Source organism: Sphingomonas psychrolutea, from assembly GCF_014636175.1.
In the GTDB taxonomy this organism is placed as follows: Bacteria; Pseudomonadota; Alphaproteobacteria; order Sphingomonadales; family Sphingomonadaceae; genus Sphingomonas; species Sphingomonas psychrolutea.
Map to the genome: position 1 here is coordinate 62,658 of NZ_BMDW01000021.1, position 11,081 is coordinate 73,738.

General features: G+C 64.1%; 10 protein-coding genes. 7 read left to right on the top strand and 3 right to left on the bottom strand.

What is annotated here, in order from left to right; all coding sequences use genetic code 11:
- Position 1: 1 nt before the first annotated feature.
- Positions 2-361: a ribonuclease E inhibitor RraB gene (locus tag IEV62_RS14900; protein ID WP_188448871.1), complete on the bottom strand. Its 360-nt coding sequence runs from the start codon at positions 359-361 to the stop codon at positions 2-4.
- The gene (gene carA / locus IEV62_RS14905) at positions 358-1,662 is read right to left on the bottom strand and encodes a glutamine-hydrolyzing carbamoyl-phosphate synthase small subunit (RefSeq protein ID WP_188448873.1); all 1,305 of its coding nucleotides are present in this window, start codon (positions 1,660-1,662) and stop codon (positions 358-360) included. Before carA ends, IEV62_RS14900 begins: the two co-directional genes overlap by 4 nt.
- A 136-nt stretch (positions 1,663-1,798) precedes the next feature.
- On the opposite strand from carA, the gene IEV62_RS14910 reads away from it, so the two are divergent.
- The 7 genes from IEV62_RS14910 to IEV62_RS14940 all read left to right on the top strand — a co-directional run bounded on the left by IEV62_RS14910 (position 1,799) and on the right by IEV62_RS14940 (position 9,485).
- A complete protein-coding gene (locus tag IEV62_RS14910; RefSeq protein WP_188448875.1) occupies positions 1,799-2,266 on the top strand; it encodes a GatB/YqeY domain-containing protein in 468 nt (155 codons plus the stop codon).
- 73 nt (positions 2,267-2,339) lie between these two features.
- Positions 2,340-2,777: an endonuclease domain-containing protein gene (locus IEV62_RS14915; protein ID WP_188448877.1), complete on the top strand. Its 438-nt coding sequence runs from the start codon at positions 2,340-2,342 to the stop codon at positions 2,775-2,777.
- Positions 2,774-4,669, top strand: coding sequence for a DNA primase (gene dnaG / locus IEV62_RS14920; RefSeq protein WP_188448880.1), 1,896 nt, complete (start codon positions 2,774-2,776; stop codon positions 4,667-4,669). The genes IEV62_RS14915 and dnaG overlap by 4 nt, the downstream gene beginning before the upstream one ends.
- On the top strand, positions 4,669-6,705 hold the full coding sequence (gene rpoD, locus IEV62_RS14925) for an RNA polymerase sigma factor RpoD (protein ID WP_188448882.1): 2,037 nt from the start codon (positions 4,669-4,671) through the stop codon (positions 6,703-6,705). Before dnaG ends, rpoD begins: the two co-directional genes overlap by 1 nt.
- Positions 6,706-6,818: 113 nt before the next feature.
- The gene (locus IEV62_RS14930; protein WP_188448884.1) at positions 6,819-7,709 is read left to right on the top strand and encodes a histidine kinase; all 891 of its coding nucleotides are present in this window, start codon (positions 6,819-6,821) and stop codon (positions 7,707-7,709) included.
- A 163-nt stretch (positions 7,710-7,872) separates the two neighbouring features.
- Positions 7,873-8,535 (top strand): DUF6975 family protein, encoded by a 663-nt coding sequence (locus tag IEV62_RS14935; RefSeq protein ID WP_188448886.1) that lies wholly within the window; start codon positions 7,873-7,875, stop codon positions 8,533-8,535.
- Between the two features lie 95 nt (positions 8,536-8,630).
- Positions 8,631-9,485 (top strand): AAA family ATPase, encoded by an 855-nt coding sequence (locus IEV62_RS14940; RefSeq protein WP_188448888.1) that lies wholly within the window; start codon positions 8,631-8,633, stop codon positions 9,483-9,485.
- Positions 9,486-9,509: 24 nt separating this feature from the next.
- On the opposite strand, the gene IEV62_RS14945 is transcribed toward IEV62_RS14940, so the two are convergent.
- On the bottom strand, positions 9,510-10,949 hold the full coding sequence (locus IEV62_RS14945; protein WP_229733219.1) for a sulfatase-like hydrolase/transferase: 1,440 nt from the start codon (positions 10,947-10,949) through the stop codon (positions 9,510-9,512).
- Between the last annotated feature and the right edge of the window lie 132 nt (positions 10,950-11,081).

The following is an 11,081-nucleotide window of genomic DNA, read 5'->3' on the forward strand; positions in this document are numbered from 1 at the left end:
ATTACTCGGTTCCGTCTTCAGCGGTGCAGCCCCAGCCGTCATATTCGACCTCATACGCCAGCTCGATCTGCAGGCAGAGCTTGGTCAGCCCTTTGATTGCGGCGTCGTCGGTGGTCTGCTCGCGGCTGAGGAACAGGCAGACCTCGCCGTCTTCATCCTCCTCGCGCTCGATCACCTCGAAGCCGAGCTCGGCGGCTTCTTCCTCGAGCTTATCGAGTGCCTCATCATCGCCGCGGAACGAGACATCGACCGGGCGGACGATCTCGGCACGGTCACCATTCTCGCGCAGCGACGCGAGCACGTCCTTGTCGGCGGCCCATTCCTCTTCGAGGCGTGCGGGGGAGACTTCGGGGAGGGTCATGCTGCGACTTTCAGCGAGGAGACGAATTTCTCGAACAGATACAGGCTGTCCTGCGGCCCCGGGCTGGCCTCGGGGTGATATTGCACGCTGAACGCCGGGCGGTCGGTCAGTTCGATCCCGGCGTTCGAGCCGTCGAACAGCGAAACATGCGTCGCGCGCGCGGTGGCGGGCAGGCTTTCGCGTTCGACCGCGAAGCCGTGGTTCATGCTCGTGATCTCGACCGCGCCGTCGCTGAGGCGCTTGACCGGGTGGTTGGCGCCGCGATGGCCCTGGAACATCTTGGTCGTGCTCGCGCCGACCGCGAGCGCCAGCAATTGGTGGCCGAGGCAAATGCCGAACAGCGGCTTGCCCGTTTCCAGCAGCTGCTGGATCACCGGCACGGCGTAGACGCCCGTCGCGGCGGGGTCGCCCGGGCCATTCGACAGAAAGATGCCGTCGGGGGCGAGCTTTATGATCTGCTCGAAGCTGGCGGTCGCGGGGACGACCGAGACGTCCGCGCCTGCCGCGACGAGGTTGCGGAAGATGTTGCGTTTGGAGCCGTAGTCGATCGCGACGACGTGGGGGCGCTTCTTCTGCTCCCCCTTCCCGCTTGCGGGAGGGGGCTGGGGGGTGGGCATAACCGCAAGCGGAGCGTCGGCGGCCAGGTCAGTCCCACCCCCGACCCCTCCCGCAAGCGGGAGGGGGGAAGAAAGGAGGGGAGCAGTGGAGTCATACCCCGCGCCCAGCCGCCACACTCCGCCATCCCAGCCATAATCCATCGCGGTCGTAACCGCGATTGCGAGGTCCATGCCCTCCAGCCCCGGCCACGCCTGTGCCTGCGCCAGCAGCGCCGCTACATCGAACGTCCCCGACGCCGAATGCGCGATCACCCCATTGGGCGCGCCACCACCGCGAATCCGCCGCGTCAGCGCGCGCGTATCGACGCCCGCCAGCCCGATCCGGCCGTGCTTCGCCATCCACGCATCGAGCCGCTCGGTCGAGCGGAAATTGCTCGGCCCCGTCACCTTCTCGCGCACGATGATGCCCACAGCGTGCGGGTCGTCCGCCTCGAGATCGTCGGGATTCGCGCCGACATTGCCGATATGCGGGAAGGTAAAGGTGATCATTTGCCCGGCAAAGCTCGGGTCGGTCATGATCTCCTGATAGCCCGTCATCGCGGTGTGGAAGCACACTTCGCCGACCGCAGCACCTTCAGCACCGAACCCATGCCCCCAAATCACGTCGCCGGTGGAGAGCACCAACACGCCGGTGGCACCCTCCGGAGCTTTGGCAGGCGCGGTAATGGGCTTGGCGTCGGCCATTGCGGCGGGCACTCCTCAGGTTCATCGATGTCGCTAAGCGACGGGGACTAGAAGCGCATGCGGCCAAGGTCAATCTGAAAGGGGGCGCCGATCGGATAAACCCGCTAGAGTCGTCCACCACCGAAAAGGACCGACAATGATTCGCGACGACATCAAGGCAGCGCTCATCACCGCGATGAAGGGCGGCGACAAGGCCGGCACTGCGACGCTGCGGCTCGTGCAAAGCGCGATCAAAAATCGCGACATCGAGGCCCGCGCCCCGCAATCGCGCGACGGCGTCGCCCCCGCCGATGACGATACGCTGGTGGTCGAAGTGCTGCAGAAGATGATCAAGCAACGCCGCGAATCGATCGAGATGTTCGTGAAAGGCGCGCGCCAGGAACTCGCCGACAAGGAAGCGGCCGAAATCGCGGTCATCGAAGCGTTCCTGCCGACGCAGATGGACGAAACCGCAACCGCGGCAGCGATCGAGGCGATCAAGGCCGAACTGGGGGCAAGTGGCATGAAGGACATGGGCCGCGTGATGGCCGAGCTGAAGGCGCGGCATGCCACGACGCTCGACATGAGCAAGGCGAGTGCGGCGGTGAAGGCGGCGTTGAGCTGATGCAGGAGGGCGCGGCCGATCCTACGCGCAACTCTTCCCCCTCCCGCTCGCGGGAGGGGGTTAGGGGGTGGGCATGACCGAACCGCAGTTCCGCCGACCGACAGTGCGCGCCCAACAGCTTCGCCGCGACATGACGGAGATCGAGCGAGTGCTGTGGCAGCAAATGCGCGGACGGCGCCTCAATGGCTTGAAATTCAGCCGCCAGATGCCGGTCGGACCCTACATTTGCGACTTCCTGTGCCGCACGATCGGCCTGGTCGTCGAGATCGACGGCGGACAGCATGGCGAGGCTGCCGCGTACGATGAAGCACGCACCCGCTTTATCGAAAACGAGGGATATCGCGTTTTACGGTTTTGGAACAACGAGGTGTTGGAGAATATGGAGGGTGTTCTGACTCGCATTGTCGAGACAGCGCGGACCATGCCCACCCCCCAGCCCCCTCCCGCAAGCGGGAGGGGGAGCGAGAAAGCGAGCCTCCCGCTCGCGGGATGGGAGGAAAAGACCGCATGACCCTCTCCCCCCAATTCCTCGACGAACTCCGCGCGCGCACCCTGCTTTCCACGCTGATCGGGCGCAGCACCAAGCTGCAAAAGGCAGGGCGCGAGTGGCGCGCGTGCTGCCCGTTCCATAATGAGAAAACGCCGAGCTTCTACGTCAATGACGACAAGGGTTTCTACCACTGCTTCGGCTGTTCCGCGCATGGCGACGCGATCCGCTGGATGACCGATCAGGGCGGGTTGCCCTTCATGGATGCGGTCAAGGAACTCGCCCAGGCGGCTGGGATGGAACTCCCCGCGATGGACCCGCGCGCCGCCGAGAAAGCCGAAGCGGCGAAGGGCCTGCACGAGGCGAGCGCCGATGCCGCACAATGGTTCACCGATCAGCTGAACGGCCTCAGCGGCGCCACCGCCCGCGACGTGCTCACCAAGCGCGGGATCAAGCCCGAGACCGCACGCGCCTTCGGCCTCGGCTTTGCGCCCGATTCGCGCAGCGGCCTCAAGACTGCGCTCAAGGACTATGGCGACCCGTTGCTGGTCGAGGCGGGTTTGCTCATCAAGGTCGAGGAAAAGGCCCCCTACGACCGCTTCCGTGGCCGCCTGATGATCCCGATCCGTGATCCGCGCGGGCGGACGATCGCGTTCGGCGGACGCATCATCGGCGAGGGCGAGCCGAAATATCTCAACTCTCCCGAAACCCCGCTCTTCGACAAGGGCCGCACGCTCTATAATTTGGACAAGGCCGCCCCCGCCGCGCGCAAAGCCGGGCGGCTGATCGTGGTCGAGGGCTATATGGACGTCATCGCGCTTACGCAGGCGGGCTTCGGCGAAGTCGTCGCGCCCAACGGCACGGCGGTGACAGAGGCGCAGCTAGAGCGCATGTGGCGCCTCAGCGACGTACCGATCCTGTGCCTCGACGGCGACAGCGCCGGCCAGAAAGCCGCGATCCGCGCCGCGCACCGCGCGATGCCGCTGCTCGTCCCCGGGCGCAGCCTCGACTTCGTCACGCTGCCGCAGGGGCAGGATCCCGACGATCTGGTGCGCCTGAAAGGCCCGGCAGCGTTCGAAGCCCTGCTGGCCTCGCCCGAACCACTGGTCGATCGGCTGTGGGCAAGCGAACTCGCCGCCGAACCGCTCGACACGCCCGAGCAGAAAGCGGGCCTCAAGTTGCGGCTCGCCGATCTTGCCAAGACTATCGCAGACCAGAACGTCGCATATGAATATCAGGCGGAATTCCGCCGACGGTTCGACGAGACGTTCCGGCCGCAACGCAAGGCGTTCGAACCGCGCGCGCCGTTTGTGCCGGGCAAGCGCGGCAAGTTCGGCCAGCCTTATAAGTCGCCGATTGCGCCACCGGGAGACGGGGCCAGGGGCGTCCGCGCCGGCGGGATCGACCGCATCCTCGCCAAGGCGGTGCTGGCCGGATTGATCCGCCATCCCGCGGAAATCGCGCGGCATATGGAGGTGTTGGGGTCGCTCAAACTCGCCGACAAGACGCTCGGCAAGCTGTTCGAGGCGGTGGTCGATGTGGCGGCCGAAGATGCCAATGAAAACATGGCGCTTGATAGTCAGCGCCTCCTTACCATATTGGCCTCATCTGGATTTGATATAATCGCGCATGAATTGCTGCGGGCCGACCAATTATCGTGCTCGTTTACGCAAAGGGATGCCGAACCGATACGGGCACGCGAGGACCTCGACGAGGCGATCGCGATCCTGGTCGCTCGGCCGGAAGTGGATGCGGCGCTGGCGGCGGCGACGGCGATGATGCAAGCGAACTATTCGGATGAGGCGTTCGAGCGGCAAGTGTCGCTTGTAAAAGAACAACAGGCCCTGGACGCGCGACTTGCAAATCTGGTGCAGGCGAACGAAGACGCCAGGGCTTTTAGTACCGAGGGCAATTGATGGCGAAGACGGATATGGCGGACGCAAGCGAAACCATCGAGGGTAGCGATGCGCCGCTGATCGATTTGAACGATGCCTCGGTCAAGAAGGTGATCGCCCGCGCGAAGAAGCGTGGCTACATCACCTACGACCAGCTCAACGAAGCGCTGCCGCAGGGCGAGATGACTTCCGACCAGATCGAGGACATGAGCGCGGCTTTGTCCGAAATGGGCATCAACATCGTCGAGAATGACGAGCAGGGCGAGGATGGCGACGAGCCCGCCAAGGCCGAAGATGACGACGATGCCGAGCCGGTCGATGCGTCAGAAGACGCCGGGCCGGCGCTCGACGTCAAGAAAAAGGAAATCATCGATCGTACCGACGATCCGGTGCGGATGTACCTGCGCGAAATGGGCGCGGTCGAACTGCTCAGCCGCGAGGGCGAGATCGCCATCGCCAAGCGGATCGAGGCCGGCCGCGACACGATGATCCTGGGTCTGTGCGAATCGCCGATCACGTTCAACGCGATCATCGACTGGTCGACCGCGCTCAACGAAGGCACAATGCAGCTGCGCGAGATCATGGATCTCGATGCGATGCTGTCGAAGGACCCCGCCCCCGAATCGCTCACCGATGACGACGCCGAGAATGGCGGCGAGATCAGCGCGAAGACCGCCGGCCCAAGCTTCAAGGAAGAGGAAGAGCCCGAAGAGGCGCCCGCCGAGGAAGAAGAAGATTCGATGACCGAGCGGCGCACACCGCGCCCGTCGGATGACGAGGAAGAGGACAACACCCTCAGCCTCGCGCAGATGGAAGAGCAGCTCAAGCCGATCGCGCTCGAACGCTTCGCCAGCATCACCGCGCTCTACAAGAAGTTCAGCAAGGTTCAGCAAACGCGACTCGACGCGATGGCGGCGGGTGGCGAGCTGTCGGCGGCGGACGAGCGCAAATATCAGAAGCTGCGCGAGGAATTGACCGCCGAGGTCGAGAGCGTCCAGTTCCACAACGCCAAGATCGAATATCTCGTCGATCAGCTCTATGCCTTCAACCGCCGCCTGACCGCGCTGGGTGGGCAGATGCTGCGCCTCGCCGAGCGCCACAAGGTGCCGCGCAAGGACTTCCTCGACCGCTATATCGGCCATGAGCTCGACGAGCAGTTCATTCCCTCGGTCGCCAAGATCGACAAGAAATGGACCGCCTTCGTCACCAACGAAGCCGATGCCGCCGACCGCATCCGCGTCGAAATCAGCGAGATCAGCCAGGCCACCGGCATGGCGCTCACCGAATTCCGCCGCATCGTCAACATGGTGCAGAAGGGTGAGCGCGAGGCGCGCATCGCCAAGAAGGAAATGGTCGAAGCGAACCTGCGCCTCGTGATCTCGATCGCCAAGAAATATACCAATCGCGGGCTGCAGTTCCTGGATCTGATCCAGGAGGGCAATATCGGCTTGATGAAGGCGGTCGATAAGTTCGAATATCGCCGCGGCTATAAGTTCAGCACGTATGCGACGTGGTGGATTCGTCAGGCGATCACGCGCTCGATCGCCGATCAGGCGCGCACGATCCGTATCCCGGTGCACATGATCGAGACGATCAACAAGCTGGTTCGCACCAGCCGCCAATTCCTTCATGAGCAGGGCCGCGAGCCAACGCCCGAGGAAATGGCCGAGCGCTTGAGCATGCCGCTCGAGAAGGTCCGCAAGGTGATGAAGATCGCCAAGGAGCCGATCTCCCTCGAAACGCCGATCGGCGACGAGGAGGATTCGCATCTCGGCGATTTTATCGAGGACAAGAATGCAGTCATCCCGGTTGATGCCGCGATTCAGGCGAACCTCAAGGAAACCGTGACGCGCGTGCTGGCGTCGCTCACCCCGCGCGAGGAGCGTGTGCTGCGCATGCGCTTCGGAATCGGCATGAACACCGATCACACGCTCGAGGAAGTTGGCCAGCAATTCTCGGTCACACGCGAGCGTATTCGCCAGATCGAGGCGAAGGCGCTGCGGAAGCTCAAGCACCCGAGTCGCAGCCGCAAGATGCGCAGCTTCCTCGACCAATAAGCGCTTCGGCGGTGGGTTGATCCCACCGCCGTACAGGATGCATTTTCCACAAGATTGCTCCATTTTGGAGGGATATTGTGACGTGCGCGGCGGGGTTGCTTATTCTTTCGGGGATGAGGTCGCCTGCCCTGCCCCCCGAACAGCTTGTCACGTCCTCGGACCTCGTCCGCCATTTCGGCCTGTGGCAGGAACGCGCCGCGCGCGCGCCGCTCTATATTCTCCACCGCGGGCGTCCGCGCTTCGTCCTGACCTCGATCGAGACGATGGACGCGTTGTGTGCTGCGCATGCGCCCGATGCGGCCGCGCCTGACGCCGCAGCGATCGATGCGACCGCGTTGCTCGATGGCATGCGCGATCTGGTGGTGCTGGCGGCAGGGGATGGCACGATCATCGCGTCGAGCCGCACCGCGCGCGCGCATTTCGGCGCGACCGTCGCGCCCGGTGCGGCGATCGATGCGGTCGCACCGCTATCGGCCCGCGCTTTCCTGACCGACGCGATTCGGCGCGTGCTGGCGTCGGGCATCGGCGATCGGCTCGATATCCCGTCTGCCGCGCGTGAGGGGCGGATGCTGACGCTGGCGATCGAGCCTGCGGGCACGGGCGTGGCGCTATTCGCGCAGGACGGTACACCCGAACGCGAAGCCGCCTACGCACTGGCCAGCGCATATGCGCTCGATGCCGCCTTGCTCGCCACGACCGGCGTCGCCTGCGTGACGATCAATCCGCGCGGCTATGCGGTCGATCCCAGCGCCGCGCTTTCTGCGATGACCGGTCTAACGCGCGACGCGCTGGCGATGATCCGCTTCGTCGCGCTGGCGGAAATCGGCGCTCGTGTAGCGCTTGGCGAGGCAATCGAACGCGCGCTGGCCGGCGAAGCTCCCGCCCCGCTCCAGTTCAGCCTGCTCGTCAACCGCGCCGATCCGGTGACGGTGCGGATCGGCCTCGCCCCCTTACGCCTTGGCGCGGCGATCGAAGGGGTGGCGGCTGTGATGGTCGTGGCCTGATATCACGCCCTCGGACACCTCGCGATGCAGACCTGGTTTAGGTACCCTTAACTGCGGCTACACCAGGTCTTTACGCGCTTCGGTATATCCCTTGCGTCACTGCTTGCCATTCGGGTGAGAACCGGCGCTGCTGCGTCGGTCGAAAGAGGACGATACAGGGGTCATGGCGATCGCATCGACACAGCTGAAACCGGCCCTGGAGGCAGGCAACATCGCCGCACTGGCGGCGAACGACGGGTGCGCACAGCATGATCTCATACGCCGTCTCACGCTGCCGGGTGTCGCCGGGCGCGATCTCGCCGATGCGGTGCATGCCATCTGCTCGGTTCACGGCCGCCTCACCGATCTGTTCGAGGAGACCGCCCGCCGCCGCGTCGCCGATCTCGATACCGCCTGGCTGATCGACGCAACCCCCGCCTTCGGGATCGAACGCGCCTATCTCGCCCGCTTGACCGCCGCCGTTGGTCCGCTCCCCTCGACCCCAGGTCAGGCCGAGAGCGACGCCGCCTTCGCCGCGCAACGCCACACCTTCGACACGCTTGCTCGCTCGGATCGGGCCGGCTGCTCGATCGGCGCGGCACTCGCGCTGGTAATCGACTGGCACGCCTTTCGTCGCATCCTCGACGCCGCTGCGCACCGCGCAGGTGTCACGGTCGTCGCATCGCAATTACCCGATGAAATCGCGGTGGCGCAAATCGCCACCGCATCCGGTGCCGCCGCCCCGGTGCGCCGCGCCATGGCGTTTGGCGCGCAACAGACCTTCGCACAGCATCGCGGCCTGTGCGACCTGATCGAAGCCCGGGCGATCGCGCGGGATTCGCTTTAGGTCGCTTGCTCCCGGGGGCACTTTAGGCCGCTTGCACTAACGGCGTGTTTCCCGCTACCGCCGTACCCGCTATTCAAAAGAACGGGACGGATGCGATGAAGCGGTTCGAAGGCACACAAGGCTATGTCGCCACCGACGATCTGAAGGTCGCGGTCAACGCCGCCGTCACGCTGCGCCGCCCGTTGCTGGTCAAGGGCGAACCCGGCACCGGCAAGACGGTTCTCGCCTATGAAATCGCCAAAGCGCTCGATGCCGAGCTGATCGAATGGAACATCAAGTCGACCACCAAGGCGCAGCAAGGCCTATACGAATATGACGCGGTCGCGCGCCTGCGCGACGGTCAACTCGGCGACGAACGCGTCCACGACATTTCGAACTACATTCGCCGCGGCAAATTGTGGGAAGCGTTTACCCGGGACAAGCCGCCCGTCCTGCTGATCGACGAGATCGACAAGGCCGATATCGAATTCCCCAACGATCTGTTGCAGGAACTCGATCGGATGGAATTCCACGTCTACGAGACCAAGGAAACCATCCGCGCGGTCGAGCGCCCGATCGTCATCATCACCTCGAACAATGAGAAGGAATTACCCGACGCGTTCCTGCGCCGCTGCTTCTTTCATTACATCAAATTTCCCGATCGCGGCACGATGCAGGCGATTGTCGACGTTCACTTCCCTGGCATCCAGAAGATTCTGGTCAGCCGCGCGATGGATATTTTCTACGACGTGCGCGACGTCCCCGGTCTCAAGAAAAAGCCGAGCACGAGCGAATTGCTCGACTGGCTCAAGCTGCTGCTGCACGAGGACATGCCGCTCGACGTCCTGCAGAATCGCGATCCGACTAAGGCGATCCCGCCGCTGCACGGTGCGTTGCTGAAGAACGAGCAGGACGTGATGCTGTTCGAACGGCTCGCCTTCATGGCGAAGCGGACGGCCAACAAGGGCTAGCCCGCCGCCTCCGCCGTCGCCCCGTCAAAGGTCGCGAGTCTCGAGCCGGTCGAGCAGCATCGCCAGGCGATCGACCACAACCTGCATCGCTGCCGGGTCGGCAAGGTCGGTGCGCGCGCGCGGCGGCGTCTGGTGCACCTCGACCAGGTTGATCGCCTCGATCGGGTCATTGACCAGATCGTACATTTCCCATTCCTGCGGTGCGACGCCGGACGGGTCGAAATAGCGTGCCAGTTTATAATCGGCGGTGCGAACGCAGCGGACATGGTTGGGCTGCTTGATCGATCCGGGCAGCAGCGCAACCCCCGCTGACCCGTCCGGCGGCGCGATGACCTGATCGACCACTGCGTTATAAACTGCAAATTCCTTGTAGGAATGGAGTTCAGTCGCGGTGCGCGCCGGCGGCAAAGGCGCAGTGATTTCGTCGTCGGTGATGAACAATACGCCTTCGCGCGGCGCGCCGTCGGGCTCGATGATCGGCGCGAGATCGCTCACGCCATTGACGGCATTGGTGATCAACGCCGACAGATCGACGCCGGGGAGCGGCGGGACCGGGCGGCTCAACGCCATGTGATTGGAAATTGCACGGCGTTCATCGGCCGTGACTCCAGCCAGACCCAAGATCGTCGGCAAGATGTCGATATGGCTGGTCAGGGCATCGAGCTGAACCGGCTCGGGCGCACTGCCGGCGACCACCGTGGCATCGGGATCGGGAAAGCGCACCACGACGGGCACGTGCAGCGCCTCTTGATAGGCGGCGTGCCATTTCTCGATCATCATGCCGTGCGCTGCGCCATATTCGCCGTGATCGGAGAGAAAGATCACGACGGTGTTGTCGGCTTGTCCCGACTCCTCGAGCGCGGTGAGCACGGCGTCGACATGCGCATCGACCACGGCATGCAGCCAGGCGTAAAGCTGCAGGAACTGGATACTATTGCCGTCGGGATCGTCGGATAGCTGGAACGGGATGCAGCTTTTCAGTGATAGCGCGATCGCTTGCTGCATGTGACGTTCGACATCGGCCGCATCGACGGTGTCGTCGGTCAGCCCGGCGCTCGCGGCTGCGCTCACCAACCCGCTGACGATATTGAAGCCGCCCTTCGCCGCCAAAGCGAGCCCGACCTTATACGCCATTTCATGCTGGCAGGTCGGCTTGTCCGCCAGCGTCTCGTTTTGCGTCGGCGCCGCGTTGGCGCTCTCCTGCAGGAAGCCGTCGGGATTGAGCGGGATCGCGATCGTGCCCGGCACCGGCGGCGGCGTGACGTCCCCGATATTGGGCACGGTGAGCGGACCGAAGACCGACTGCGTCGCCCGCTTTGAATCAGGATCGTCATTCGGCAACGCTTGCGCGATGACGCCGGGATAGGTCGCAATGTCATGCGGGTTGGTGAACGACGCGACGGCGAACCACGGCGGAATCGCGTTTTTGTCTGGCCCCGTGGTATCGGGGTCGCGCACTGCCATTTGGGCAAAGGCGTAATTATAGTTTGCTGCGGCTTTGTTGCAAAACTGACGTTGGGGATTCACGTAGGGAATCGAGTGGGATAGATGGGCGTGATGCCCAAACCTGCCGCACCTGTGTATCGCACGACGAAC

Excerpts from the sequence above, each read along its gene's own strand:
- IEV62_RS14930 (WP_188448884.1), top strand. The coding sequence starts at position 6,819 with ATGAGGTCGCCTGCCCTGCCCCCCGAACAGCTTGTCACGTCCTCGGAC.
- carA (WP_188448873.1), bottom strand. The coding sequence starts at position 1,662 with ATGGCCGACGCCAAGCCCATTACCGCGCCTGCCAAAGCTCCGGAGGGT.
- IEV62_RS14910 (WP_188448875.1), top strand. The coding sequence starts at position 1,799 with ATGATTCGCGACGACATCAAGGCAGCGCTCATCACCGCGATGAAGGGC.
- IEV62_RS14940 (WP_188448888.1), top strand. The coding sequence starts at position 8,631 with ATGAAGCGGTTCGAAGGCACACAAGGCTATGTCGCCACCGACGATCTG.
- rpoD (WP_188448882.1), top strand. The coding sequence starts at position 4,669 with ATGGCGAAGACGGATATGGCGGACGCAAGCGAAACCATCGAGGGTAGC.
- IEV62_RS14900 (WP_188448871.1), bottom strand. The coding sequence starts at position 361 with ATGACCCTCCCCGAAGTCTCCCCCGCACGCCTCGAAGAGGAATGGGCC.
- dnaG (WP_188448880.1), top strand. The coding sequence starts at position 2,774 with ATGACCCTCTCCCCCCAATTCCTCGACGAACTCCGCGCGCGCACCCTG.
- IEV62_RS14915 (WP_188448877.1), top strand. The coding sequence starts at position 2,340 with ATGACCGAACCGCAGTTCCGCCGACCGACAGTGCGCGCCCAACAGCTT.
- IEV62_RS14935 (WP_188448886.1), top strand. The coding sequence starts at position 7,873 with ATGGCGATCGCATCGACACAGCTGAAACCGGCCCTGGAGGCAGGCAAC.
- IEV62_RS14945 (WP_229733219.1), bottom strand. The coding sequence starts at position 10,949 with ATGGCAGTGCGCGACCCCGATACCACGGGGCCAGACAAAAACGCGATT.